Origin of the sequence: Klebsiella sp. X13 (assembly GCF_003323835.1) — a bacterium.
Lineage (GTDB): Bacteria > Pseudomonadota > Gammaproteobacteria > Enterobacterales > Enterobacteriaceae > Klebsiella > Klebsiella ornithinolytica.
Map to the genome: position 1 here is coordinate 3,376,550 of NZ_CP030874.1, position 26,185 is coordinate 3,402,734.

27 protein-coding genes are annotated in these 26,185 nt (G+C 57.6%); 17 read left to right on the top strand and 10 right to left on the bottom strand.

Annotated elements, in window-relative coordinates; translation table 11 throughout:
- Positions 1-43: 43 nt before the first annotated feature.
- Entirely contained in the window at positions 44-883 is an 840-nt protein-coding gene (gene efeU / locus DSD31_RS16055) for an iron uptake transporter permease EfeU (protein ID WP_004860440.1), read from the bottom strand.
- A 273-nt stretch (positions 884-1,156) separates the two neighbouring features.
- On the opposite strand from efeU, the gene DSD31_RS16060 reads away from it, so the two are divergent.
- The gene (locus DSD31_RS16060; protein WP_004860438.1) at positions 1,157-2,341 is read left to right on the top strand and encodes a NupC/NupG family nucleoside CNT transporter; all 1,185 of its coding nucleotides are present in this window, start codon (positions 1,157-1,159) and stop codon (positions 2,339-2,341) included.
- A 32-nt stretch (positions 2,342-2,373) separates the two neighbouring features.
- Here the strand turns inward: DSD31_RS16060 and DSD31_RS16065 are convergent, their stop codons facing one another.
- Complete coding sequence (locus DSD31_RS16065; protein ID WP_113991180.1) at positions 2,374-2,808, bottom strand: DUF3574 domain-containing protein; 435 nt, start codon at positions 2,806-2,808, stop codon at positions 2,374-2,376.
- A 145-nt stretch (positions 2,809-2,953) separates the two neighbouring features.
- Positions 2,954-4,462 (bottom strand): sodium/proline symporter PutP, encoded by a 1,509-nt coding sequence (putP, locus tag DSD31_RS16070; RefSeq protein WP_015584668.1) that lies wholly within the window; start codon positions 4,460-4,462, stop codon positions 2,954-2,956.
- 425 nt (positions 4,463-4,887) lie between these two features.
- Here putP and putA point away from each other — a divergent pair, with 425 nt between their 5' ends.
- Together putA and DSD31_RS16085 are read left to right on the top strand one after the other, a co-directional pair.
- A complete protein-coding gene (gene putA, locus DSD31_RS16080; RefSeq protein WP_113991181.1) occupies positions 4,888-8,850 on the top strand; it encodes a trifunctional transcriptional regulator/proline dehydrogenase/L-glutamate gamma-semialdehyde dehydrogenase in 3,963 nt (1,320 codons plus the stop codon).
- Between the two features lie 101 nt (positions 8,851-8,951).
- A complete protein-coding gene (locus tag DSD31_RS16085; RefSeq protein ID WP_004860430.1) occupies positions 8,952-9,347 on the top strand; it encodes a lysozyme inhibitor LprI family protein in 396 nt (131 codons plus the stop codon).
- Here the strand turns inward: DSD31_RS16085 and rutR are convergent.
- Positions 9,344-9,982, bottom strand: coding sequence for an HTH-type transcriptional regulator RutR (rutR, locus tag DSD31_RS16090; RefSeq protein ID WP_004860428.1), 639 nt, complete (start codon positions 9,980-9,982; stop codon positions 9,344-9,346). The two genes, DSD31_RS16085 and rutR, sit on opposite strands and share 4 nt — an antisense overlap.
- A 282-nt stretch (positions 9,983-10,264) precedes the next feature.
- On the opposite strand from rutR, the gene rutA reads away from it, so the two are divergent.
- From rutA to rutG, 7 genes are read left to right on the top strand one after another with little or no spacing between them, the layout of a single operon-like run.
- Positions 10,265-11,356, top strand: a complete 1,092-nt coding sequence (gene rutA / locus DSD31_RS16095) for a pyrimidine utilization protein A (protein WP_004860426.1) — start codon at positions 10,265-10,267, stop codon at positions 11,354-11,356.
- Entirely contained in the window at positions 11,356-12,066 is a 711-nt protein-coding gene (rutB, locus tag DSD31_RS16100) for a pyrimidine utilization protein B (protein ID WP_004860425.1), read from the top strand. The genes rutA and rutB overlap by 1 nt, the downstream gene beginning before the upstream one ends.
- On the top strand, positions 12,059-12,454 hold the full coding sequence (gene rutC, locus DSD31_RS16105) for a pyrimidine utilization protein C (protein ID WP_004860423.1): 396 nt from the start codon (positions 12,059-12,061) through the stop codon (positions 12,452-12,454). The genes rutB and rutC overlap by 8 nt, the downstream gene beginning before the upstream one ends.
- Positions 12,448-13,233: a pyrimidine utilization protein D gene (gene rutD / locus DSD31_RS16110; protein WP_032717671.1), complete on the top strand. Its 786-nt coding sequence runs from the start codon at positions 12,448-12,450 to the stop codon at positions 13,231-13,233. The genes rutC and rutD overlap by 7 nt, the downstream gene beginning before the upstream one ends.
- Before the next feature lie 14 nt (positions 13,234-13,247).
- Entirely contained in the window at positions 13,248-13,838 is a 591-nt protein-coding gene (locus tag DSD31_RS16115; protein WP_004860419.1) for a malonic semialdehyde reductase, read from the top strand.
- Between the two features lie 9 nt (positions 13,839-13,847).
- Positions 13,848-14,342 carry an NADH-dependent FMN reductase RutF gene (gene rutF / locus DSD31_RS16120; RefSeq protein WP_004860416.1) on the top strand — a complete coding sequence of 165 codons (495 nt, stop codon included), beginning with the start codon at positions 13,848-13,850 and terminating at the stop codon, positions 14,340-14,342.
- Positions 14,343-14,363: 21 nt separating this feature from the next.
- On the top strand, positions 14,364-15,686 hold the full coding sequence (gene rutG, locus DSD31_RS16125; RefSeq protein WP_032717670.1) for a pyrimidine utilization transport protein G: 1,323 nt from the start codon (positions 14,364-14,366) through the stop codon (positions 15,684-15,686).
- Positions 15,687-15,853: 167 nt separating this feature from the next.
- Here rutG and DSD31_RS16130 read toward each other — a convergent pair whose 3' ends face one another.
- Positions 15,854-16,027: a con-10 family general stress protein gene (locus tag DSD31_RS16130; protein ID WP_004860412.1), complete on the bottom strand. Its 174-nt coding sequence runs from the start codon at positions 16,025-16,027 to the stop codon at positions 15,854-15,856.
- 382 nt (positions 16,028-16,409) lie between these two features.
- Between DSD31_RS16130 and wrbA the strand changes: the two genes are divergently transcribed.
- Positions 16,410-17,006: an NAD(P)H:quinone oxidoreductase gene (wrbA, locus tag DSD31_RS16135; protein ID WP_004860410.1), complete on the top strand. Its 597-nt coding sequence runs from the start codon at positions 16,410-16,412 to the stop codon at positions 17,004-17,006.
- Positions 17,007-17,026: 20 nt separating this feature from the next.
- On the top strand, positions 17,027-17,254 hold the full coding sequence (locus DSD31_RS16140; RefSeq protein ID WP_004860407.1) for a YccJ family protein: 228 nt from the start codon (positions 17,027-17,029) through the stop codon (positions 17,252-17,254).
- Positions 17,255-17,328: 74 nt separating this feature from the next.
- Here DSD31_RS16140 and agp read toward each other — a convergent pair whose 3' ends face one another.
- Entirely contained in the window at positions 17,329-18,576 is a 1,248-nt protein-coding gene (agp, locus tag DSD31_RS16145) for a bifunctional glucose-1-phosphatase/inositol phosphatase (protein WP_065906292.1), read from the bottom strand.
- Positions 18,577-18,732: 156 nt separating this feature from the next.
- Here agp and DSD31_RS16150 point away from each other — a divergent pair, with 156 nt between their 5' ends.
- Both DSD31_RS16150 and DSD31_RS16155 read left to right on the top strand, forming a co-directional pair.
- On the top strand, positions 18,733-19,182 hold the full coding sequence (locus DSD31_RS16150; protein WP_004860404.1) for a winged helix-turn-helix transcriptional regulator: 450 nt from the start codon (positions 18,733-18,735) through the stop codon (positions 19,180-19,182).
- 130 nt (positions 19,183-19,312) lie between these two features.
- The gene (locus DSD31_RS16155; protein WP_088884073.1) at positions 19,313-20,107 is read left to right on the top strand and encodes an SDR family NAD(P)-dependent oxidoreductase; all 795 of its coding nucleotides are present in this window, start codon (positions 19,313-19,315) and stop codon (positions 20,105-20,107) included.
- On the opposite strand, the gene DSD31_RS16160 is transcribed toward DSD31_RS16155, so the two are convergent.
- Positions 20,104-20,463, bottom strand: a complete 360-nt coding sequence (locus DSD31_RS16160) for a winged helix-turn-helix transcriptional regulator (protein ID WP_004860400.1) — start codon at positions 20,461-20,463, stop codon at positions 20,104-20,106. The two genes, DSD31_RS16155 and DSD31_RS16160, sit on opposite strands and share 4 nt — an antisense overlap.
- Before the next feature lie 100 nt (positions 20,464-20,563).
- On the opposite strand from DSD31_RS16160, the gene DSD31_RS16165 reads away from it, so the two are divergent.
- Positions 20,564-21,313, top strand: coding sequence for an SDR family oxidoreductase (locus DSD31_RS16165; RefSeq protein ID WP_113991182.1), 750 nt, complete (start codon positions 20,564-20,566; stop codon positions 21,311-21,313).
- Between the two features lie 17 nt (positions 21,314-21,330).
- Here the strand turns inward: DSD31_RS16165 and DSD31_RS16170 are convergent, their stop codons facing one another.
- Complete coding sequence (locus DSD31_RS16170; protein WP_004860396.1) at positions 21,331-21,555, bottom strand: hypothetical protein; 225 nt, start codon at positions 21,553-21,555, stop codon at positions 21,331-21,333.
- A gap of 247 nt (positions 21,556-21,802) precedes the next feature.
- Here DSD31_RS16170 and DSD31_RS16175 point away from each other — a divergent pair, with 247 nt between their 5' ends.
- The gene (locus DSD31_RS16175; protein WP_004860391.1) at positions 21,803-21,925 is read left to right on the top strand and encodes a small membrane protein; all 123 of its coding nucleotides are present in this window, start codon (positions 21,803-21,805) and stop codon (positions 21,923-21,925) included.
- Between the two features lie 100 nt (positions 21,926-22,025).
- On the opposite strand, the gene DSD31_RS16180 is transcribed toward DSD31_RS16175, so the two are convergent.
- Positions 22,026-23,417 carry an APC family permease gene (locus tag DSD31_RS16180; protein WP_113991183.1) on the bottom strand — a complete coding sequence of 464 codons (1,392 nt, stop codon included), beginning with the start codon at positions 23,415-23,417 and terminating at the stop codon, positions 22,026-22,028.
- Positions 23,418-23,771: 354 nt separating this feature from the next.
- Positions 23,772-25,190: a glutamine synthetase family protein gene (locus DSD31_RS16190; protein ID WP_104897125.1), complete on the bottom strand. Its 1,419-nt coding sequence runs from the start codon at positions 25,188-25,190 to the stop codon at positions 23,772-23,774.
- Between the two features lie 225 nt (positions 25,191-25,415).
- On the opposite strand from DSD31_RS16190, the gene puuD reads away from it, so the two are divergent.
- A complete protein-coding gene (gene puuD / locus DSD31_RS16195) occupies positions 25,416-26,168 on the top strand; it encodes a gamma-glutamyl-gamma-aminobutyrate hydrolase (RefSeq protein ID WP_204111794.1) in 753 nt (250 codons plus the stop codon).
- Positions 26,169-26,185 lie beyond the last annotated feature (17 nt).

Here is a 26,185-nt window from a genome sequence, read left to right on the forward strand (position 1 = left end):
ATCCCTTTCGGTAAGTATGTTGTAACCATAATCCTGCGGCGCTCTACTTAAGCGGAGCGGTGCGCGAGGTTGCTGTATTGCTACGCGGCGGCAGCGCAAACAGCACCAGCGCCGGAATCAAATAGATAAAGTAGACCGCCACTTCACTGACGGTAGGCGCCTCCTGGTAACCGAAGATCCCTTCGAGCAGCGTGCCGAAAAGCGTGTGGGTCGACAGCACGCCGCTCAGGTCAAACGCCACGTCCTGGAAGTGGTTCCACAGACCGGCCTCATGGAAGGCGCGAATGGCCCCGGCCGCCAGCCCGGCCGCCACCAGCAGAATGAACAGACTGGTCCATTTGAAGAACACGCCGAGGTTGAGGCGGATCCCGCCCCAGTAAAGCAGAAAGCCGAGGACAATCGCGGTAGCCAGCCCCAGCATCGCCCCGAGCGGCGGCCAAATCCCCACATCCTGCTGGAAGGCCGCCAGCAGGAAGAACACCGACTCCAGCCCTTCCCGCGCGACGGCGAAAAAGACCATCATGATCAGCGCCCAGCCATGATGATTACCGCGCTGCAGCGCATTATCCACCGCCTGTTCCAGCTGCTGTTTCACGTTGCGCGAGACTTTGCGCATCCAGAAGACCATCCAGGTCAGGATGCATACCGCTACCAGTGCCACGATGCCTTCGAACAGCTCCTGTTCCCGCTGGGGAAACTCGCCGGTCGTTTCGTTAATGAAGATCCCCAGGCCCAGGCACAGCGCCGCCGCCAGGATAACGCCAATCCACATGACGCCAATCAAGCTGCCGCGCTGGGTGCGTTTGAGATAGCTGGCAATCAGGCTGACAATCAGCGCCGCCTCCAGCCCTTCGCGTAACATAATGAGAAATGGAACGAACATGCCGACACCCTTCAATGTGAATCGCAGTCAGTGGATGCAAAGATAAGTAAATATTTCTGATAGTGATTATCATTACAATAATCAGAAACACAAGTGAAATGTAGAGAGTTTGGTATCGAGTTGTAAATTAATCGCTTTAAAATAATTACTTAGGGGATTATCTGTCTTCATCGCGGTCAGGCAGCCGGCGCGGCGGTTTTTTCGCTACAGATATTTACCAGGCTGACCGGCTGTGGCTAAATAGCGGCCTTATTGACCTGCGAAAAGAACAACATGACACAATTCTTGCACTTCCTGCTGGCGCTGGCGGTTATTCTCGGCCTTGCCTGGCTTGCCAGCTATGACCGACAAAAAATCCGTGTTCGTTATATTATCCAGTTAATTATCATTGAAATTGCGCTGGCATTCTTTTTTCTGCATGCCGAAAGCGGTCTGTGGATAGTTAAAAATATCTCAAGCTTTTTCACTTCGTTGCTCGGTTTTGCTGCCGAAGGCACCAACTTTGTATTTGGCGGTATGAGCGAAAAAGGAATGGCGTTTATTTTCCTTGGCGTGCTGTGCCCGATTGTCTTTATTTCGGCGCTGATCGGTATTCTTCAGCACTGGCGCATTCTGCCTGTTTTCATCCGTGTGATTGGCACCCTGCTCTCCAAAGTCAACGGCATGGGTAAACTGGAATCCTTCAACGCCGTCAGCTCGCTGATTCTCGGCCAGTCGGAGAACTTTATCGCCTATAAGGGCGTGCTCGGCGACCTCTCCTCACGCCGGCTGTTCACCATGGCAGCCACCGCGATGTCAACGGTATCGCTCTCCATCGTCGGCGCCTATATGAGCATGCTCGATGCAAAATATGTGGTCGCGGCGTTGATCCTTAATATGTTCAGCACCTTTATTGTACTGTCGATTATTAACCCGACGCGTCCGGGTAGCGAAGAAGAGATTAAGCTGGAGAAGCTCCACGAATCACAAAGCTTCTTCGAAATGCTCGGGGAATATATTCTTGCCGGCTTTAAAGTGGCGATGATTATTCTGGCGATGCTGATTGGTTTTATTGCCCTGATCAGCGCCATTAATGCCCTGTTTGCCACGCTATTTGGCCTGAGTTTCCAACAAATTCTCGGCTACGTTTTTTATCCGCTGGCCTGGCTGATTGGTATTCCGCTCAGCGATGCGTTGAGCGCCGGAAGTATTATGGCAACCAAGCTGGTGGCGAATGAGTTCGTGGCGATGATTGAGCTGCAAAAAATTGCCGCCGGCATGACCCCGCGTGGACTGGGTATCCTCTCGGTCTTCCTGGTCTCTTTCGCGAACTTTGCCTCCATCGGCATTATTGCCGGAGCCATTAAAGGACTGAACGAACAGCAGGGGAATATCGTCTCCCGCTTCGGCCTGCGTCTGGTCTACGGCGCCACGTTGGTCAGTCTGCTTTCCGCCAGCTTCGCCGGCCTGGTGCTGTAACAGGCAGGGCGGGGAATTTCCCCGCCCTGTTTTCAGAAGTGAACGCAGACCGGCTGGTCAACGCGCATCACCGACTCCTGGGCAAAGCGCGATTTATAGAGGTGACGTAACGCCTCAATCCCCTCTTCGCTGCCACCGTCTTTACCATGAATCAGCATCAGCGCTTTGCTCTGCTCGCGGGCCACGCTGCCGTCATTCCCCAGCCACTGGCCCCGGGCGTCAAACACCGTTAACCCCTCGCGAAAACGCGGCGTGACGTCGCGGTCAACAAACTGCTGCCACTCCTGGGTGGTGATATCTTTACCCGCCGGCCGGCTTAAACCGAAATAGAGCGTGGTCTGCACCATCGCATTCTCTGCCGGGCATACCGCTGCCGTGGGAGTCGGCGGACGCTTCTTCGCCGGCGCCACGCAACCGCCAAGCAGCCCTGCCATCACCAGCACCAGCGCACCCTGTCTGAACGTCATTTTGCTATCCTCATTGTTTTTTGTGCCCCCGATATCAGCGTATTTTCATGGAATTAGCAAGAGGGGGGAGCTGTGGCGGACGCCGGAACTGCTTTCAGCAACAAAAAAGCCCGCTGAGCGCGGGCTTGATTAAGCGGTCCTGAATTTACTCGGCGGTAGCCGGTATCGGCGGAGCCGAATGATAATGGGCGTCCGCTTCGGCAAAGCGTTGCTGCATGGATGTCGACGGGGCTTTGCCCAGCAGGCTGAAGACCACGATGCCCAGGCTGCCGAAGATAAAGCCAGGGATGATTTCATACAGCCCCAGCCAGCCGAACTGTTTCCAGACAATCACCGTCAGCGCGCCAATCACCATCCCGGCCAGCGCCCCGTTACGCGTCATGCGCGACCACATCACCGAGAACAGCACCACCGGACCAAACGCGGCGCCGAAGCCTGCCCAGGCATAGCTCACCAGACCCAGCACACGGTTGTTCGGGTTTGCCGCCAGCGCAATGGCGATCAACGCCACCACCAGGACCATCGTCCGTCCGACCCACACCAGCTCTTTCTGACCGGCGTTTTTACGCAGAAACGCTTTATACAGGTCTTCGGTAATCGCGCTGGAGCACACCAGCAGCTGGCAGCTCAGGGTGGACATTACCGCCGCCAGAATCGCCGACAGCAGAATACCGGCAATCCACGGGTTAAACAGGATTTGCGCCAGTTCGATAAACACGCGCTCGGAGTTCTGATTCACCGCGCCGGCCAGCGCCGGGTTATTATTGAACCATGCAATACCGAAGAAACCGACCGCCACGGCACCCGCCAGGCAGAGAATCATCCAGGTCATGCTGATACGACGTGCGTGAACGATACTGTGGTGGGAATCCGCCGCCATAAAACGCGCCAGAATATGCGGCTGGCCAAAGTAGCCCAGGCCCCAGCCCATCAGCGAAATAATCGCCACAAAATTCAGTCCTTTGAGCATATCGACGTTTTCAATGCTCTTCTGCTTGATCACTTCCAGCGATTCGCCAAAACCGCCAACGGAAATAATCACCATCACCGGCGTCAGAATCAGCGCGAAAATCATCAGGCTGGCCTGCACGGTATCGGTCCAGCTTACCGCGAGGAATCCGCCGACGAAGGTATAGACAATCGTCGCCGCCGCACCGGCCCACAGCGCCGTTTCATAGCTCATGCCAAAGGTGCTTTCAAACAGACGAGCACCGGCGACAATCCCGGAGGCACAATAAATGGTGAAGAACAGCAAAATAACCAGCGCCGAAATAATACGCAGCACACGGCTTTTATCTTCAAAGCGGCCGGTAAAATAATCCGGCAAGGTCAGCGCATTATTATTTACCTCGGTATGAACGCGCAGACGACCGGCGACCAGTTTCCAGTTAATCCATGCGCCGAGCGTCAGACCAATGGCAATCCAGCTCTCAGAAATACCGGAGAGAAATATTGCGCCAGGTAATCCCATCAGCAGCCAGCCGCTCATATCGGAGGCGCCGGCGGAGAGCGCCGTCACAAATGGCCCGAGACTGCGGCCGCCGAGAATATAATCATCAAAGTTTTTCGTCGATCGCCAGGCAATAAAACCGATCAGTACCATGCCAAATATATAAATAGTAAAAGTCACCAACATGGGGGTGCTAATAGCCATGTAAAATCTCCAGATTCTTTTGTCGACAACATCCTGCTTTGTCATTTTATTCCACTACCGGAACGGGGTAATGGCACAATGGTTGTATTGGGCGACCGTATCCTGACGGAAGCGTCGGAATTTCACAAACGATTTAACACAGCATTTACACTACTTTTTGTCCGCACCAAACTTCATTTTGTTATAGGTTGCACTCTCTCACGTTTTTATTGGTTGCACCTTGTAAAACTGTTAACTGACGCATAAAAACACCCTGATGGAGAAAGGTTAATTTCCCGTTACATCCACCATCTCAATTAACAACTCACTCATTTCTCAGCTTGCTACACAGGTCACGATTAACAAGGTTGCACAAAGTTGCAACATAGTGGATATTTTCGCGTAACCGCAAAAAAGAACAACGATTCATAACAGGAGTGATAAGCATGGGCACCACTACCATGGGTGTTAAGCTTGACGACGCGACGCGTGAACGCATCAAGTTCGCCGCGAGCCGTATTGACCGCACGCCGCATTGGCTGATTAAACAGGCCATTTTCAACTATCTGGAAAAGCTGGAAAACGACGAGACGCTGCCCGAGCTGCCGGCCCTGCTTGCCGGCGCCGCCAATGAAAGCGATGACGTCAGCAGCCCGGTCGATGAACCGTGGCAGCCTTTCCTCGATTTTGCCGAGCAGATTCTGCCGCAGTCCGTCACCCGGGCCTCGATTACCGCCGCCTACCGCCGGGCAGAAACCGACGCCGTCCCGATGTTGCTGGAGCAGGCGCGCCTGCCGCAGCCGCTGGCAGACCAGGCGCATAAGCTGGCTTATCAGCTGGCGGAAAAACTGCGTAATCAAAAAACCGCCAGCGGTCGCGCCGGCATGGTGCAGAGTCTGCTGCAGGAGTTTTCGCTCTCTTCACAGGAAGGGGTGGCGCTGATGTGTCTGGCGGAGGCGCTGCTGCGTATTCCGGACAAAGCCACCCGCGATGCCCTTATCCGCGACAAAATCAGCAACGGTAACTGGCAGTCGCACATCGGTCGCAGCCCGTCGCTGTTCGTCAATGCGGCAACCTGGGGCCTGCTGTTTACCGGCAAACTGGTCTCAACCCACAACGAAACCAGCCTTTCGCGCTCGTTGAACCGGATTATCGGCAAAAGCGGCGAACCGCTGATTCGCAAAGGCGTCGACATGGCGATGCGTTTGATGGGCGAACAGTTCGTGACCGGCGAAACCATCGCCGAAGCGCTGGCCAACGCCCGCAAGCTGGAAGAGAAAGGGTTCCGTTACTCCTACGATATGCTGGGCGAAGCGGCGCTCACCGCCGCCGATGCTCAGGCCTATATGGTCTCCTACCAGCAGGCGATCCACGCGATCGGCAAAGCCTCTAATGGCCGCGGCATTTATGAAGGCCCGGGGATTTCGATCAAGCTCTCCGCGCTGCACCCGCGCTACAGCCGCGCGCAATACGATCGGGTGATGGATGAACTGTATCCGCGCCTGAAATCATTGACCCTGCTGGCGCGTCAGTACGATATCGGGATTAACATCGATGCCGAAGAGGCCGATCGCCTGGAGATCTCTCTCGACCTGCTGGAGAAGCTGTGCTTTGAACCGGAGCTGGCCGGCTGGAACGGGATCGGCTTCGTCATTCAGGCCTATCAGAAACGCTGCCCGTTCGTCATTGATTCCCTGATCGATCTTGCCACCCGCAGCCGCCGTCGCCTGATGATCCGCCTGGTAAAAGGGGCCTACTGGGATAGTGAAATCAAACGCGCGCAGATGGACGGCCTCGAAGGCTATCCGGTCTATACCCGCAAAGTGTATACCGACGTCTCCTACCTCGCCTGCGCGAAAAAGCTGCTGGCGGTGCCGAGCCTGATCTATCCGCAGTTCGCCACCCACAACGCCCACACCCTGGCAGCCATTTATCAGTTGGCCGGGCAGAACTACTATCCGGGCCAGTATGAATTCCAGTGCCTGCACGGCATGGGTGAACCGCTCTACGAACAGGTAGTCGGCAAGGTTGCCGACGGGAAACTGAACCGTCCATGCCGGATTTATGCGCCGGTCGGGACCCACGAAACGCTGCTGGCATACCTGGTACGCCGCCTGCTGGAAAACGGCGCCAACACCTCCTTTGTTAACCGTATCGCGGATACGACGCTACCGCTGGATGAGCTGGTTGCCGACCCGGTCAGCGCCGTGGAAAAACTGGCTCAGCAGGAGGGTCAGGCCGGTCTGCCCCATCCGAAGATCCCGCTGCCGCGCGATCTGTACGGCAAAGGCCGCAGCAACTCCGCGGGCCTGGATCTGGCCAACGAACATCGTCTGGCCTCCCTCTCCTCCTCTCTGCTGAACAGCGCATTGCACAAATGGCAGGCGCTGCCGGCGCTGGAACATCCGGTCATTGCCGGGGAACTGCAGACGGTAATTAACCCGGCCGAGCCGAAAGATATCGTCGGCCACGTGCGTGAAGCCCGCCCGGAAGAGATTGAACTGGCGCTGACCAGCGCAGTCAATAACGCGCCTATCTGGTTTGCCACCCCGCCGCAGGAGCGAGCGGCGATCCTTGAACGCGCGGCGGTGCTGATGGAAGATCAGATGCAGACGCTGATCGGCATTCTGGTCCGCGAAGCCGGTAAAACCTTCAGCAACGCCATCGCCGAAGTCCGCGAAGCCGTCGATTTCCTCCACTACTATGCCGGTCAGGTGCGCGACGATTTCGATAATGAAACCCACCGTCCGCTGGGACCGGTCGTTTGTATTAGTCCGTGGAACTTCCCGCTGGCGATTTTCACCGGTCAGATTGCCGCCGCGCTGGCCGCCGGTAACAGCGTACTGGCGAAACCCGCCGAACAGACGCCGCTGATTGCCGCTCAGGGCGTGGCAATTCTGCTGGAAGCCGGCGTTCCGCCGGGCGTAATTCAGCTGCTGCCGGGCCGCGGGGAAACCGTCGGCGCCGCGCTGACCACCGACGAACGCGTTCGCGGCGTGATGTTCACAGGCTCAACCGACGTCGCCACGTTGCTGCAACGCAATATCGCCAGCCGCCTGGATGCACAGGGTCGCCCGACGCCGCTTATCGCTGAAACCGGCGGGATGAACGCCATGATCGTCGACTCCTCCGCCCTCACCGAGCAAGTGGTGGTCGACGTGCTGGCCTCGGCGTTTGATAGCGCCGGGCAGCGCTGTTCCGCCCTGCGTATACTCTGCCTGCAGGAAGAGATCGCCGACCATACGCTGACCATGCTGCGCGGCGCGATGGGCGAATGCCGGATGGGCAACCCTGGCCGTCTGACCACCGACATTGGTCCGGTCATCGATGCCGAAGCGAAAGAGAATATTGAACGCCATATTCAGAGCCTGCGCGCCAAGGGCCGCACGGTGTTCCAGGCGGTACGGGAAAACAGCGAGGATGCGCGTGAGTGGCAAAGCGGGACCTTCATTCCGCCGACCCTGATCGAGCTCGAGAGCTTTGATGAGCTGAAAAAAGAGGTCTTTGGCCCGGTGCTGCACGTGGTTCGCTATAACCGTAACGCTCTGGATCAGCTGGTCGAGCAGATTAACGCCTCCGGCTACGGTCTGACCCTCGGCGTCCATACCCGCATCGATGAGACCATCGCTCAGGTCACCGGCAGCGCCAAAGTCGGCAACCTGTACGTTAACCGCAATATGGTTGGCGCCGTGGTCGGCGTGCAGCCGTTTGGCGGCGAAGGTCTGTCGGGGACCGGACCGAAAGCCGGCGGCCCGCTGTATCTGTATCGCCTGCTCTCCAGCCGTCCGCAAAATGCCGTGGGGACCACCCTTGCCCGCCAGGATGCGGAACGTCCGCTGGATGCGCAGCTGAAAACCCTGCTGGAAAAACCGCTGAACGCGCTGCAGCAGTGGGCCGCCGGTCGCCCTGAACTGCAGGCGCTGTGCCAGCAGTACCGTGACCTGGCGCAAGCCGGAACCCAACGTCTGCTGCCGGGCCCGACCGGCGAGCGCAATACCCTGACCTTTATCCCTCGCGACCGCGTACTGTGCGTAGCGGATAACGAGCAGGATGCGCTGATTCAGCTGGCGGCGGTCACCGCGGTCGGCTGTGAAATCCTGTGGCCGGAGAGCGCTCTGCATCGTGAGCTGGCGAAGAAGCTGCCGCGCGAGGTCAGCGAACGTCTCCACTTTGCCAAACCAGAGATGCTGACCGCTCAGGCTTTCGATGCGGTGATCTACCACGGCGACTCCGAGCAGCTGCGTGAATTGTGCGAACAGGTGGCGGCACGCGACGGCGCGATTATTTCGGTCCAGGGCTTCGCCCGCGGTGAAACCAACCTGCTGCTGGAACGCCTCTACATTGAACGCTCGCTGAGCGTCAATACCGCGGCGGCAGGCGGTAACGCCAGCCTGATGACCATCGGCTAAGGGTCTGTTCCGACCGGTATCCATGTCGGCTGATGACACCGGACGCCGGCTGTGGTTAATTAAAGCTCCCCGACGGGAGCTTTTTTTATGGGAGTGGACCAATGAAACGAACTTTAGTTGCCCTCGCAGCTCTGCTGGCAAGCGGACATGCGCTGGCGGACGAATGCGCCAACGCCGGCAATCAGGCTGAGATGAACCAGTGTACGGCCGCGCAATATCAGGCGGCCGATAGCAAGCTGAATCAGACTTATCAGGAAGCGTTGAAGCGCGCGGCGGGTAAACAGCAGGAACAGCTGAAAAAAGCGCAGCTGGCGTGGATAGCGCTGCGCGACGCCGACTGCACCTTCCTCGCTTCCGGCGCCGAAGGCGGCAGCGTCCAGCCGATGCTTATTAACCAGTGTATGGCAGACAAAACCGTTGAGCGCGAATCGTTCCTTGCTTCGCTGCTGCAGTGTGAAGATGGCGACCAGAGCTGCCCGCTTCCCCCCGCCAATTAACGTACCCGGATTCCTTCAATGATCATCCGCTGGACGTTGTCTACGGTTTGTTGAAAAAACGCCTCGTCGCGTAACGTTGCGCCGGTGACCGCCTCAATCTGCGTGGCAAAATCGGCGTAATGTTGAGTGGTGGCCCAGATCATGAAGATCAGATGCTGAGGGTCGACCGGCGCCAGTTTCCCGCTATCGACCCAGCCAGAGACAATCGCCGATTTCTCATCAACCAGCGCTTTCAGATCGCCGGTCAGCTCGCCCATCAGCAGCGGCGCGCCCTGTAGCATCTCCAGACAAAACAGCCGGGAGGCCTGCGGATAATCGCGCGACACCTCCAGCTTAAGGCGAATATATTCGCGGATAGCAACCAGCGGGCTGATATCCTCGCGAAACGCCCTCAGCGGCGCCAGCCAGATGGTGAGGATCTGCTGCAGTACGGCGACATACAGCGCCTCTTTCGACGGGTAGTAATAGAGTAGATTGGTTTTCGATACCCCGGCCAACTCTGCAACCTGCTCAAGCCGCGTACCGTGGATACCAAATTGGGAAAATGCGTCCAGCGCAGCGGCCAGGATAGCCTCTTTCTTTGCGCTCACCGCCTGCGAACGCTTCCCGGTTTTTTTCACAGCGCCCTCTGCCATCATCATCTCCTTCTTTCAACGCCATCAGCATAGCAAAAGCCCACCCCTGGCACGACCTTATGCACTCCAATTGCGCATGACTGCCGTTTTTTCGTGCACTCATTTTGACCATTCAGTCCACTTTTATCACGCTCACTTTCAGCAACCAATACGCAACACATTAATAACATTGGTTTTTGCAAAACTGGCATCGCCTTTGCTTTAGCTTTCTGGCGAGGTGACCCAGGAGATGCAGGATGCAGCACCGCGCGCCTTCTTCTTCACGATTGCAGAGAGGTACGTATGAAAATTGGTGTCTTCGTTCCGATTGGTAATAACGGCTGGCTGATTTCAACCCACGCTCCGCAGTACATGCCGACGTTCGAACTGAATAAAGCGATCGTCCAGAAAGCGGAGCATTACCACTTTGATTTTGCGCTGTCGATGATCAAACTGCGCGGTTTCGGCGGCAAAACCGAGTTCTGGGATCACAACCTCGAATCCTTCACCTTAATGGCCGGCCTGGCGGCGGTCACCTCGCGGATCCAGATCTACGCCACCGCCGCGACGCTCACGCTGCCGCCGGCCATTGTCGCTCGTATGGCCTCCACCATCGACGCTATCTCCGGCGGCCGCTTTGGCGTCAATCTGGTGACCGGCTGGCAAAAACCAGAATATGAGCAGATGGGCATCTGGCCCGGCGACGACTACTTCGCCCGTCGCTACGACTATCTCACCGAATATGTCCAGGTGCTGCGCGACCTGTGGGGCACCGGGCGCAGCGACTTTAAAGGCGACTACTTCACGATGAATGACTGCCGCGTCAGCCCGCAGCCGTCGCAGCCGATGAAAGTTATCTGCGCCGGACAGAGCGATGCGGGGATGGCCTTCTCCGCCCAGTATGCCGACTATAACTTCTGCTTCGGCAAAGGGGTCAATACGCCGACCGCCTTTGCGCCGACCGCCGCGCGCATGATGCAGGCGGCGGAAAAGACCGGTCGCGACGTGGGCTCCTATGTGCTGTTCATGGTTATCGCCGATGAAACCGACGAAGCGGCTCGTGCTAAATGGGAGCACTACAAGGCGGGAGCCGATGACGAAGCGCTGGCCTGGCTCACCGAACAAAGCCAGAAAGACACCCGTTCCGGGAGCGATACCAACGTGCGGCAAATGGCCGATCCGACCTCGGCGGTCAATATCAATATGGGCACGCTGGTTGGATCCTACGCCAGCGTCGCCCGTATGCTCGACGACGTCGCCTCCGTACCCGGCACCGACGGCGTACTGCTCACGTTTGATGATTTTCTTTCCGGCATCGATGCCTTTGGCGAGCGCATTCAGCCGCTGATGCGCTGCCGCGACCATATTGCCACCGTTACCCGCGAGGTTGCCTGATGATTACGCTTTCCGCCCGTCCGGAATCCCTGACCTTCCCGGCGCAAAACAGCGCGCTGATCGTCGTCGATATGCAAAACGCCTATGCCAGCCAGGGAGGGTATCTCGACCTCGCCGGATTTGACGTCTCCACCACCCGGCCGGTTATCGACAACATTAAAACCGCCGTCGCCGCGGCTCGCGCCGCCGGAATGGCGATCGTCTGGTTCCAGAACGGCTGGGACGAGGAGTATATGGAAGCCGGTGGCCCGGGGTCGCCGAACTACCACAAATCTAACGCCCTGAAGACCATGCGCCGTCGTCCTGAGCTGCAGGGCAAGCTGCTGGCTAAAGGCGGCTGGGATTATCAGCTGGTCGATGAGCTGCAGCCCCTGCCCGGTGATGTGGTGCTGCCGAAACCGCGCTACAGCGGCTTTTTCAACACGCAACTGGACAGTATTTTGCGCAGCCGCGGCATCCGTCACCTGATTTTTACCGGTATCGCCACCAACGTTTGCGTGGAGTCCACCCTGCGCGACGGCTTCTTCCTGGAGTATTTCGGCGTCGTGCTGGAAGACGCCACCCACCAGGCGGGCCCGGCCTTCGCCCAGCAGGCTGCGCTATTCAATATTGAGACCTTTTTTGGCTGGGTCAGCGATGTCGCCAGCTTCTGCGATGCGCTGGCCCCGGCCGCCGCGCACTCTCTCCCGGAGGAGAAACGTTATGCCTAAACAGGTCATTATTCCGCCCGGCACCACCACGCCGATCGCCCCTTTTGTCCCCGGTACGCTGGCCGATGGCGTGGTTTACGTCTCCGGTACGCTGCCGTTTGATAAACACAATAACGTGGTCTATCTCGATGACCCAAAGGCGCAAACCCGCCACGTTCTCGAAACGATCAAAACAGTGATCGAAACGGCGGGTGGCCGCATGGAGGATGTGACGTTCAACAGCATCTTTATCACCGACTGGAAAAACTACGCCGCGATTAACGAAGTCTATGCCGAGTTCTTCCCCGGGGATAAACCGGCGCGCTTCTGCATCCAGTGCGGACTGGTCAAGCCAGAGGCGCTGGTTGAGATTGCGACCGTCGCCCATATCGGAAAAACCGCATCATGAAACTGAATATCTCCCCGGCCCCCTTTGAGGGCGCACCGACGGTGGTGCTGAGCGCCGGTTTAGGCGGTGCGGGCAGCTACTGGCTCCCGCAGCGCGCGGCGCTGGAACAACGGTATCAGCTGGTGAGCTATGATCAGAACGGCACCGGTGAAAACGCCGGGCCGCTGCCCGCCGGCTACAGCATGGCGATCATGGCGCAGGAGCTCAATCAGGCGCTGCAGGCGGCGGGAATCTCCCGCTTTGCCCTGGTGGGGCACGCCCTCGGTGCGCTGATCGCCCTGCAGCTGGCGTTGGATTTTCCCGACGCGGTCAGCGGCCTGGTGTTGGTCAACGGCTGGCTAACCCTGTCTCCCCACACCCGTCGCTGTTTTCAGGTACGCGAGCGGCTGCTGCACGCCGGCGGTGCCCAGGCGTGGGTTGAGGCGCAGCCTTTGTTCCTCTACCCCGCGGAGTGGATGGCCGCCCGGATGCCAAGGCTGGAAGCGGAAGATGCGCTTGCGCTCAGCCATTTTCAGGGCAAGGAGAATCTGCTCAAGCGGCTGCAGGCGCTGAAGCAGGCCGACTTCACTCGCCGGGCCGCCGCCGTGGCATGCCCGACCCTGATCGTCAGCGCCCATGACGATCTGCTGGTTCCTGCTTCCTGCTCGCGCACGCTACAAGCGGCGATACCGGGTAGCCAGCGGGTCGAGATGGCCTGGGGCGGCCACGCCTGCAACGTGACCGATGCCGACACCTTCAACCCTATTTTATGCAACGGTCTGGCCGCCATGCTGGCCTGATATCAGGAGAATCTATGAGCGAAAGCATTAGCCAAAGCGCGCGCGACAGTCTGTTTACTCACGCCCGTACCCACAACGGCTGGCTGGATAAACCGGTCAGCGATAGCCTGCTGCACGAAATATACGATCTGATGAAAATGGGTCCGACCTCCGCCAACTGCTCCCCCGCGCGGATCCTTTTTGTCCGCACGCCGGAAGGAAAGGAGAAGCTGCGCCCGACGCTCTCCAGCGGCAACCTCGAAAAAACCCTGCGCGCGCCGGTGACCGCCATCGTGGCCTGGGATCGCGCCTTCTACGATCGTCTGCCGACGCTGTTTCCCCACGGCGATGCCCGCAGCTGGTTCACCTCCAGCCCACAGCTGGCGGAAGAGACCGCCTTTCGCAACAGCTCTCTGCAGGCGGCATATCTGATTTTCGCCTGCCGCGCCCTTGGCCTGGATACCGGCCCGATGTCGGGATTTGACCGCGACAAGGTCGATGCGGCGTTCTTTGCCGAAAACGGCTGGAAGAGCAATCTGTTGATCAATATCGGTTACGGCGACGAGACCCGGCTGTATGGTCGTCTGCCGCGCCTGCCCTTCGATGATGCCTGCCAGCTGGCGTAAGGAGCCACTATGTCCGTAGCGGATAAACAGAGTTTTCGTGACGCCATGGCCCAGGTCGGCGCGGCGGTCAACGTCATTACCACCGATGGCCCGGCGGGTCGGGCCGGATTTACCGCCAGCGCGGTCTGTAGCGTGACCGATACGCCCCCCACGCTGCTGGTCTGTCTCAACCGTTCCGCCTCGGTGTGGCCAACCTTCCGCCAGCACCAGGCGCTGTGCGTCAACACCCTGGCGGCTGGCCAGGAGTCGCTCTCCAACGTCTTTGGCGGTAAAACGCCGATGGCGGAGCGTTTCGCTGCCGCCGAATGGCAAACCGGTCTCACCGGCTGCCCGCGGCTGGTGGATGCGCTGGTCAGCTTCGATTGTCGTATCAACCAGATAGTCAGCGTCGGCACCCACGACATTTTGTTCTGTGAAGTGGCCGCCATCGTCAGACATCCAGAGCCGCGCGGGCTGATGTGGTTCGACCGCGGCTACCATACGCTTATGCGTCCAGCCTGTTAACTTCAAACCCGGGATATCATCATGGCACTTTTCGATTTTCCTCGCTGGCAGTTGACCTCCCCTTCCGCCGCGTCCGGCGTGGTGGCCCCCGATGAACGCCTCTCCGTCGGACAAACGATGGTCATGGGCGTCCAGCACGCGGTCGCCATGTTTGGCGCCACGGTGCTGATGCCCATCCTGATGGGGCTGGATCCTAACCTGGCGATTTTATTGTCCGGTATCGGCACGCTACTGTTTTTCCTCGTGACCGGCGGCCGGGTGCCAAGCTACCTGGGCTCCAGCGCCGCCTTCATCGGCGTGGTTATCGCCGTCACCGGCTTTAATGGGCAGGGACTCAATCCGCACCTTAGCGTTGCCCTCGGGGGGATTATCGCCTGCGGCCTGGTCTACACCCTGATTGGCGTTGTGGTGATGAAAATCGGTACCCGCTGGATTGAACGACTGATGCCGCCGGTAGTGACCGGCGCGGTGGTAATGGCCATTGGGCTCAATCTCGCCCCTATCGCCGTGCACAGCGTCTCCGCCTCCGCCTTCGATGGCTGGATGGCGGTGCTGACCGTACTCTGTATCGGACTGGTGGCGGTTTTTACCCGCGGGATGATCCAGCGGCTGCTGATTCTCGTTGGCCTGATCGTCGCCTGCGGGCTGTACGCGCTGCTGGCGAATATCCTCGGGCTGGGTAAACCGCTCGACTTTACCTTACTCCACCAGGCGGCGTGGTTCGGGCTGCCGCACTTTACCGCCCCGACCTTTGACGGCCAGGCAATGATGCTGATAGCCCCGGTGGCGGTGATTCTGGTGGCGGAAAACCTGGGGCATCTGAAAGCGGTCGCCGGAATGACCGGACGCAATATGGATCCTTATATGGGACGGGCGTTCGTCGGTGACGGGCTGGCGACGATGCTCTCCGGCGCGGTTGGCGGCAGCGGCGTGACCACCTATGCCGAAAATATCGGCGTGATGGCGGTGACCAAAGTCTATTCCACCCTGGTGTTCGTAGCCGCCGCGCTGATTGCCATTTTACTCGGCTTTTCACCGAAGTTTGGCGCGTTAATCCACACCATTCCCGGGCCGGTTATCGGCGGCGCGTCGATCGTGGTGTTTGGCTTAATTGCGGTCGCCGGCGCCCGTATCTGGGTGCAGAATCGGGTTGATCTGAGTCAGAACAGCAATCTGATCATGGTGGCGGTCACGCTGGTGCTCGGTGCCGGCGATTTTGCCCTGTCGCTGGGCGGGTTTACCCTTGGCGGGATCGGAACGGCCACCTTCGGCGCCATTTTACTTCACGCGCTGCTTAACCGCCGCGCACGTGAAGCAGAACAGCCCGGCGTCACCCCCGTTTAAATCGCAGCGCTTACGGGCGGCGAAGAGGGTGTCGCCCCACCCTCTAATGCGCTGCCAGCAGGCTCTCGCGATGGGCAATAAAAACCGCCGGCGAATGCCGGCGGCGAGGAGAATGTGGCTGGCGCCGAGGAGAGGATAGCCACATCGAACACAGTCAGCCGCGCCGATCAGCTATGACGATTGCCGTGACTGTTTTTCCCCCCTTTTTTGCCTGCTTCCGAGGCGCGCTGGGGATCGTTTTTGAAGTTCCCCCCGCTATGCTGGCCACCCTTACGACCTGCTTCTGATGCTCTTTCACGATCCTCAGCAAAATTGCCGGAACCGCCACGATGGTTTGCCATCACTGACCTCCACTTGGTTAGACATCATCTTGCATTGCGTACAATACGAGGCCGCGACTCAGCGGCATATGGCATGGCCATTTTTCGTATTGCGTGCTGTTAAGCGTAGTGAATGAAACTCATTCGCCAGGTAAATAGTAACATTCTGTAATAATTTGACGCCCGCAACGGATTTACCGCCGTCCGCGCCGCGCTAAGCGTCTCTTATGGCTGATGAAAAGCGGGCGGATAAAGATGTTTCTTTTTGCGACAAACGCGTTCTTTGCAATTTTGTTATAAATCAAATAAATGATTGTTAGATTTGCACTCTTAGCCAGAGGCCTTATCTTTAAAGGTAGCCAGTCGTTTGGCTGGTCTCAAACGCAACCGAGGAGTGATGCAAATGGCTAAAATTCTGGTGCTTTATTATTCAATGTATGGACACATCGAAACCATGGCTCATGCCGTCGCCGAAGGGGCGAACAAAGTAGACGGCGTTGAGGTGGTCGTGAAGCGCGTGCCGGAAACTATGCAAGCTGAGGCGTTCGCCAAAGCAGGCGGGAAAACGCAAAATGCGCCCGTCGCCACGCCGCAGGAACTGGCAGAGTATGATGCTATCATCTTTGGTACCCCCACCCGCTTCGGCAATATGTCCGGGCAAATGCGCACCTTCCTCGATCAGACCGGCGGCCTGTGGGCATCGGGCGCACTGTACGGCAAACTGGCCAGCGTCTTTAGCTCTACCGGTACCGGCGGCGGACAAGAGCAGACCATTACCTCTACCTGGACAACGCTTGCCCACCACGGGATGGTGATTGTCCCTATCGGCTACGGTGCCCAGGAGCTTTTTGATGTGTCGGCGGTGCGCGGCGGCACACCGTATGGCGCAACCACTATCGCCGGCGGCGATGGTTCCCGTCAGCCAAGTCAGGAAGAGCTGGCGATCGCCCGCTATCAGGGTGAACATGTCGCAGGACTGGCAGTTAAACTACACGGCTAACCTTCAGCAGGAGGATTTGCATGCCAACTCAAGAAGCGAAAGCCCACCACGTGGGTGAATGGGCAAGTTTACGAAATACCTCTTTAGAGATCGCCGAAGCGATTTTTGAATTAGCCAAATACGATGAGAAGTTAGCAGAAAAAATCTGGGAAGAAGGCAGCGATGAAGTGCTCTCTTTGGCCTTCGCGAAAACGGATAAAGACGCCCTTTTCTGGGGTGAGCAAACCATCGAGCGCAAAAACGTATAACCCGAAGCGCCCGGCGCACGATCGGGCCAACAAAACAAAACCCGGACCGACCAGCCATGGCCGGTCCGTTTTTTCTATTTCGCCGCGTCGTTCATCACCTGCTTAAAGGTCTCCATCGGACAGAAGCCGTTGGCATCCACCGGGCAGCCGTTCAGCGCCAGGGTCACGCGCTGCGGCGGGGATTGCAGGGTTAAGGTTTCGGTATTGCGCAGCTGCGCCGTGCTTTGATACACATACTCAATTTTCATCAGCTCGCGGTTAGCGCCGCTATCATGCCAGCGCTGGAAAACGATCTTCCCGCCGATCGGGGTGCGTTCATACTGGTCATGCAGCTGATAAGGTCTGAAGTCTAATGCCGTCAGCAGTGAGGCAATATTGGAATCGTGCCCCACCAGCAGCGTCACTTTCGCCGCCTGAGCGGGATCGCTGACCAGCGCTTTATCGATATATTTCACCAGCGGTTTAGCCACGTTGCGCGCCACTTCCGCCGAGGTGAACAGGCTATCCTGATAGCCGTTTTTCAGCTTCGATAACACCTGCCACTGTTTGTCGGTTTTTATCTCACCCCACGCCACCTGATCCAGCGGATACCCTTCGTAATACTGCAGCGTGAAGGCATCAACCAGCGAATTACCCACCTTTAACGGCCCGGAAACACCCGGTTCCTGCTGATATTTTGCGCTGAAGGTATCTTTGCCGTCGCTCAGCGAGCACTGCTGCTTCTCTTTACAGGAGGGTGAATTTTGATAGTCCGTCATCACTTCGAGTAGCTTGTAGCTGTCGGCCAGCTGCATTGTCTGCCGCTCTTTTTCCATCGCCTGTACGGCTTTTTCGCTAAAGGCGGCAGAATCGTCGGTAATCACCGGGTTAAACGTCGGGTCCATGGTGCCCATTTGCGGCTGGTGATGAACCGTGACTCCACAGCCGGGGAAGGCGCCGGTTATAAAGAACTGCGCGGTCGCCACGGTACGTTGCAGACTGTTGGCGTAAGCGTAAACGGTATTCTCCGGCGGACACTCACCGCGGGTGACCAGCCCCTGCTGCGCCAGCCATTCACGCATATAGTGCCCCATATAGACCTCAAGCACTCCGCCCTTCGTGGTCAGCTGACCGCCGGGCACATCCCACTCCGGCCATGATTTCGGCGTTGACTGCTCCAGCACGCTGCCGTTGTTGGCCAGCGGCGCGCGCAGGTTGTGGCGACTCATGATCAACACCTGCTGTAGCTGATAGCCCTGCGGTGCCGTCTGTTCCTCAGCCTGGGCAGCCGTCGATAACAATATGGCGCCGGCCACGACGCTGGCGAGTAGACTCTTTTGCATCCCTTAATCCTCAGTCAGTGATTATCATCGCTTACATTGTGACAAATTGATGACATTTTTCCGCACGACGGCTCGCAAACTGACGCAACGGGAGAAACTTTTCTCAGCCCGGGGAAATAGTTTTATAATAAAACAACTGAAGCCACAGGAGCTCTCGTGAAACGTACCCGTCTGGAAAACAGCAGTTGCCCTATTGCCCGCTCACTTGACGTCATTGGCGACTGGTGGTCGCTACTCATTGTCCGCGATGCCCTGGGGGGGACCCGGCGCTTCAGCGAATTTCAAAAGCACCTTGGCATTGCTAAGAACATGCTCGCCGGGCGGCTAAAAATGCTGGTGGATGAAGGTATTCTCACGATGCAGCCCGCTTCAGACGGTAGCGCATGGCAGGAGTACGTGCTTACCGAAAAGGGGCGTGGGCTGCAAACTGTGCTGGTGGCGCTGGCGCAATGGGCCGACGAGTATCTGTTGACGCCCGACGAACCCGCCACCGTATTGATTGATAATCTCACGCGCCAGCCGCTGCGCAAACTGGTGCTGCAGGCCGCCGATGGCCGGACGCTCCGACCCGATGACATCACCACCAGGCTACCTGTAACAGACTGATTTTAATTATTATTCTGTTTTAATCATTTCTCATAATAAAATAATCCTTACATATTGGTTGCATTATTAAACCATTTAACTCATGTTGAATTTGGTTTAATAATGCAACTATATTACTTGAGGTAACGCCATGACGACCCCTTCCCAAACCGCGTTAATTACCGGCGCATCTTCCGGCATCGGCGCCCTGTATGCCGTACGTCTCGCCGCGCGCGGCTATCACCTGATTCTGGTCGCACGCCGTGAAGAACGTTTGCAGGCCCTCGCCGAGGAGCTGCAACGCCAGTATGGCATTCGGGCCGACGTGCTAAAGGCAGACCTGAGCGAAGAAAGCGGTATCCGCGCCGTTGAAGCGCGCCTGCAGTCGGATCCGACGATTGCGCTGGTGATTAACAACGCCGGCACGGCGAAAATGGGAGGATTGCTGAGCGCGGATGTGCGCGAGCATCAGATGATTCATACCCTGAATACCACCGCTCTGCTGCGCCTGAGCTATGCTGCATTGGCCGCCTTCAGCCCCCGAGGTCAGGGGACGCTGATCAATATCGCCTCAATCCTTGCGCTGCATGCGCTACCGGGCAGCGCCGTCTACAGCGCCAGCAAAGCGTGGGTGCTGAGCTTTACCCGCGCGCTTCAGGAAGAGTTTGCCGACAGCGGTGTGCGTATTCAGGCGGTGCTTCCGGCGGCAACCGCGACGGATCTGTGGCCCACCTCCGGCGTCGCTCTTGACGCCCTGCCGGCAGGATCGGTGATGACGACGGAAGATCTGGTGGACGCGGCGCTGAGCGGCCTCGATCAGGGCGAGAATATCACCCTGCCGCCGGTTCACGATCTGGCGCTGTGGACCCATTTCGACCAGGCGAGACTCGCGCTGTTCGGCAGTGCACGCACCGGCCAACCGGCGCCGCGCTATCGCCGGGCTTAACGTTTGAGCAGGTGGCCGTGCTGACTCATCCACTCCGCCAGCGGCTGAAGCGCACTGCGCATCGACAGCCCCAGGGCAGTTATCTGATATTCAACGCGGGGGGGAATTTCGGGATAGACGCAGCGCGACACCAGCCCGCGCTGCTCGAACAGCCGCAGCTGGCGGGTCAGCTCTTTTTGCGTAATCGGCGCCGCCGCGCGCAGCAGCTCGCCGAAGCGCACCGGCGCATTTAGGACAATCAGCCGGTAGAGAATCGGGATCGCCCACTTCCCGGCAATCAGATTCACAAAATCGGTCATCGGGCACGCATGCTGCACAAAATTATTTTCCCCGACGCGCGCCGCTCTCTTCGCCATAGCACACCTTTCGCCTCATTAGTATCCAATTGGTACCTGGTATCCTTTGGATACTAAAGCTTTTATAGTCCCTTTTCCAGAGCACAGTCAGGAGAAGATAATGGGACGTTTAGCAGGAAAATATGCGCTGATCACCGGCGGCACCAGCGGGATTGGTCTCGCGACGGCGCAGACGTTTATCGCCGAAGGGGCGCAGGTGGCGGTGACCGGGCGTAATCCGCTCGCCCTTGAGCAGGCGCAGGCGCTATTGGGTGACAATGGCTGGGTCATCGCCGCCGATTCCGGCGACGCCGCCGGGCAGCGCCAGCTGGCCGCAACCCTCGCCGACCGCTGGCCGCAGCTGGATGTGGTGTTCGTCAACGCCGGTGATGTCACCCACGCCCCCTTCGGCGACTGGCGCGAAGCGGAGTGGGATCGATTGATGAATATCAACCTGAAAGGGCCGTTCTTCTTGCTGCAGGCGCTGCTGCCGCTGCTCGCCAACCCGGCGTCGGTCATTCTTTGCGGATCGGTCAGCGCCCACATCGGCCTGCCCACCAGCAGCGCCTATGCCGCCAGTAAAGCCGGGCTGCTGTCGCTGGCGCGCACCCTGTCGGCGGAGCTGCTGCCGCGCGGGATCCGGGTGAATGGCCTGAGTCCGGGACCGGTGCACACCCCGGCGCTGGATAAGCTGGGCCTCAGCGCCCAGGCCTTGAGCGACCTGCAGGAGGAGATCAAAAACCTGGTGCCGCTGGGACGGATGGGCACGCCGCAGGAACTGGCCAACGCCGCTCTGTATCTGGCATCGGATGAGTCCAGCTACGTCCTCGGCAGCGAACTGCGGGTGGATGGCGGCACGGGAAATCTCTGACCCGGCGGCGGCGTGGGTTACTCCGGTAGCGGTACCGCCGCCAGCGTGCAGATCGCCTGATGTTCGCCGCCGCGGCGATCGACCATCACTACTTTGTCCCCCGCTTTTTTGCCTTCACAGGGTTTTAGCACCTGATCCATGATGCGTTCGCGGGTTTGTTGGCGATCTGACTCCGCTGCGCCGGCAAATGAAGTCAGGATAAGAGTCAGCCCAACCAGGCCGACGATATGTTGATTACGCATGCATTACTCTCAGATAATTCTTACTCAAATGCAGGGTATCAGCCCGCGGGCTGTACGTCTGTAAAATCACTTAACGGAGTGTTACCCGACCGACGAAACGGCGCTTCAGACCGGTCAGCATGATTTTATCATCCTGATTTTTTTCGATTTTAACCGAAAAACGAGTCATATTTCGGACACATCCTGATGCTATCTTACACGTAACTTAATAGAGTTCATGGTTTTCAACTCAAGCCCAGGATCGCTTATGTCCGGTATTATTCTCATTGTTGTCGCGGTCATTTTGCTGGGAGTGGCGATTTACAGTCTGGTGTCATACGTCAAAGAACGCCGCGCCAGCCAGCTCCCGACCCATAAGAAGAAAAAATAGCCCCTCTCGATATACCACGTTGCGCCACGACGCATCATAGAAGAATAAAAGCAGGCGTTATGCCTGCTTTTATTCTTTACTTCCTGTTCAGTCTGAACGGTTACGACTCCCAGGCCTGCTCCGCTTTGCGGCCATCGAACTGCGGCGGAGGCTGACGGAAGCGACGGGTCAACCAGGTCAGATACAGCAGCCCTACCGCCGCCCACACCAGACCGAGGGTCAATGATGTTGCCTCCAGGTTAACCCACAGCACCGCCACCGTCGCCGCGCCAATCAGCGGTAGAATCAGGTAGTGCACACGATCCTTCCACGTTTTGTTATAGCCTTTACGCCGCCAGAAGTGGTTGAACACCGACAGGTTGACGAAGGTAAACGCCACCAGCGCGCCAAAGTTAATCAGCGCCGTCGCGGTCACCAGATCAAAGAACAGCGCCGACATCGCCACCACGCCCACCATCAGCACGTTGAGGGCCGGAGTCCGCCATTTCGGATGCACATAGCCAAAAATACGCTCCGGAAAGACGTTATCGCGCCCCATGACGTACAGCAGGCGGGAGACGCTGGCGTGTGAGGCCAGACCCGAGGCCAGCGTGTTGACGAAGGTGGTGCAGAGGAAAATCGACTGGAACAGTTTTCCGCCAACGTACAGCGCAATTTCCGGCAGCGCCGCATCCGGATCCTTAAAGCGGCTGATATCGGGGAAAAAGAGCTGCATAAAGAAGGAGGCGACGATAAAGATAATCCCGCCATAGACCGCCGTCAGGAAAATGGCTTTCGGAATGGTGCGCGCGGCATCCGGCGTCTCTTCCGATAGCGTGGTGACCGCATCAAAACCGAGGAACGAGAAACAGACAATCGTCGCCCCGGTGATAATCGGAATCAGATGGGCATTCTGGCTGATGAACGGTTGCAGCGACCAGACGGTCCCGACCCCTTCTCCCTTATGCAATCCCTGCACCACCAGGAAGATAAAGACCACCATGATCGCAATCTGCACCAGCACAAACAGCGTATTGAAGTTGGCCACCAGATTGACGCTTTTAAGATTCGCCGCGGTCAGAATCGTGACAAAACCTACCACCCAGATCCACGGCGGCACCTCCGGGAACAGCGCCGACAGATAAATCTTCGCCAGCAGCACGTTGATCATCGGTAAGAAAAGATAATCCAGCAGCGACGACCAGCCCACCATAAAACCCACGTGCGGACTGATCGACTTCTGCGCATAGGTATACGCCGACCCCGCTTCGGGGAACTGACGGACCAGCTTGCCATAGCTAATAGCGGTGAACAGCACCCCAGCCAACGCCAGAATATAGGAGGCCGGCACGTGGCCATTGCTGATACCCGACACAATACCAAACGTATCAAATACCGACATCGGCGTGAGATAGGCCAGCCCCATAACCACCACCTGCCAGAGCTTGAGCGACTTGCGCAGACGAGGTTTTCCCGCCTCGGATGAGATGTCGAGAGAAGCGTTAGCAGCCATAGTCATACCCCCCCATGTAAACGTGGGTTTGTAGGCGCAATGACCGGGTAACAAACCTGCTTAGCAAGGGGGTAAGGCATAAATAATCGGTTAAAACGTATCGACTTACGGCGGTTAATTCTGTGTTATTGCGGCCTTCATGGCCCCCTTCTCCCTGCGGATATTTGAACATCGGCGTCATCTCTTACCTCGTCACACACTGTGTCGTTAACTGAAGCCCCGTTATCGCCTGCGCTCCTTTACGCGACATCCGGGAAATGGCTGGACTCCCAGCAAAAACGTCCGACCAGGCTCCGCTCAGGCCGTATGATGCTACTTGTCGATCAAATCTACAGGCCCCTTGCGGGGCGACAATCAGGCGTTTTTCAACATCCACTCAATTTCTGTTTCTGTGATAAGACGCTCAAATTGCAGTAATTCGTCATGTTTACAGGCGTGGTAAACGTGGCAGAAACGTTCACCCAGGCGCTCGCGCAGGCTATCGTTTTGCATAAACTCCCACAGCGCATCGCTTTGACGGATCGGGAACGGCAGCCCTTCCTGCTCCAGGCCGTTGCCTTCCACCTCTTCCTGCAACGGCAGCGTATTGTCCAGACCGTGCAAAATGCCGGCAAAAATTGCCGCCATCACCAGATACGGGTTGGCGTCGGCCCCCGCCACGCGATACTCCACGCGGTGATTCTGGCGGTCGCCGCAGGGGATCCGCAGCGCCACCGTCCGGTTGTTATGCCCCCAGGAGGCCTGCGTCGGCACATACATACCCGGCTGGAAGCGGCGGTATGAGTTGACGTTTGGCGCCAGCAGCGCCATCGACGCCGGCATCAGGTCAATCATCCCGGCGAGCGCGCGTTTCAACAGCGCAGAATCTTCGCCATTGGCATCCGCGAGGACGTTTTCACCCTTGTTGTTTTGCATGCTGATATGGATATGCATCCCGCTACCGGCATGCTCTTCATAAGGCTTGGCCATAAAAGTGGCATGCATCTTATGCTTCTCGGCCATCAAACGCACGAGGCGTTTTAACGCCAGCGCATCATCGCAGGCATCCAGCACGTTATCGGTATGATGAAGGTTGATTTCGAACTGACCCGGCGACGCTTCCGCCACCGCGCCATCGGCCGGAATCAGCTGCAGCTGGGCCAGCTCATCAATATCGTTGAGCACGTCGGCGAAGTGGTTGAGGTTATCCACGGAATAGACCTGGCTTTGGGTGTTGCGATCGCCGGTACCCGGCGCGCAAGGCGGCTGGAGATAGCCTTCAGCATCGCGTTTACGATCGAGTAAATAGAACTCCAGCTCTACCGCTACCACGGGGAACAACCCACGCTGGCGCAGCTGCTGCCAGAGTCGATTGAGAACGTTCCGCGGCTCAACGTCAAAGGGAGCGCCATCTTCATCAACCATGGTCAGCTGCAGCTGCGCGATAAATGCCGGGTCGGCAGCAGAAGGCGTTAAGGTACCCGGTACCGGTACGCAGGTGCAGTCCGGTTCCCCCATGTCCTGGCCGAGACCGGCCTCTTCTACCACATTTCCCAGAATATCCATGGCAAAAACGGAGGCCGGGAAGTAGCACCCTTTTTCCAGTTTGCTCAGGCTGGAGACCGGGATGCGCTTCCCGCGGAAACAGCCGTTCAGATCGGTCAGCAGCACATCGACATACTGCGTATTCGGATACTGCTCAAGGTAGCGCTTCACTTCCCAGGTGAATGCGCTGCCCCGTCTCTCTTCTGACTGCTGAACAAAATTCTCAACTTCTACAATATTGGTTTCCATCATTCACCGCCGTTGTGTTGGTTTCGGAGCCGGGCTTTCTTGCCGTTAAATATAATGTCCACTCTTCGAATGTGTATGCAAACAAAATGTTTGTCAAATGTTAAATTAAGTTTGCAAACGGCAATTCTCACTGCTAGATTGAGAAAATATTGAACGATATGGCCATTTAAAGCGCTAAATGGTCATAATTTAGTCCACTTTGTGAGGGCGATCATGGAAAATATAATGTACAAGCCAGTTATTGGTGTCGTGATGTGCAGGAACAGGCTGAAGGGTCACCAGACCCAGACCCTGCAAGAAAAATACCTGAATGCAATAATTAACGCCGGTGGATTACCGATTGCCCTGCCGCATGCGCTGGCTGAACCGGAACTGCTTGCCGCGTTGTTACCTCAACTGGACGGAATTTACCTGCCGGGCAGCCCCAGCAATGTGCAGCCGCACCTTTATGGTGAAAACGGCGATGAGCCTGACGCCGATCCCGGGCGTGATCTTCTGAGCATGGCACTGATTAACGCCGCGCTCGAAAGGCGCATCCCCATTTTCGCCATCTGCCGTGGGTTACAGGAACTGGTTGTCGCCACCGGTGGGACTCTGTATCGTCGTCTTTTCGAGCAGCAGGAGCTCCTCGAACATCGCGAAGATCCGGAACTGCCGGTTGAGCAGCAATATGCGCCGTCTCACGAAGTACAGGTTCAGCAAGGAGGATTACTTTCTCAGTTAATACCGGGCTGCAACACGTTTTGGGTAAACTCGCTACATGGGCAGGGAGCAAAGACATTAAGCTCGCGTCTGCGCGTCGAAGCCCGTTCTTCCGATGGGCTGGCAGAAGCGGTCAGCGTTAATGACCACCCCTTTGCGCTGGGGGTACAGTGGCATCCGGAATGGAACAGTAGTGAATACGCCCTGTCGCGTTTGTTGTTTGAAGGTTTTATCACCGCCTGTCAGAAGCGCATGGCTGAAAAGCCGCGACTCTGACCATTACAGTTAAGGAA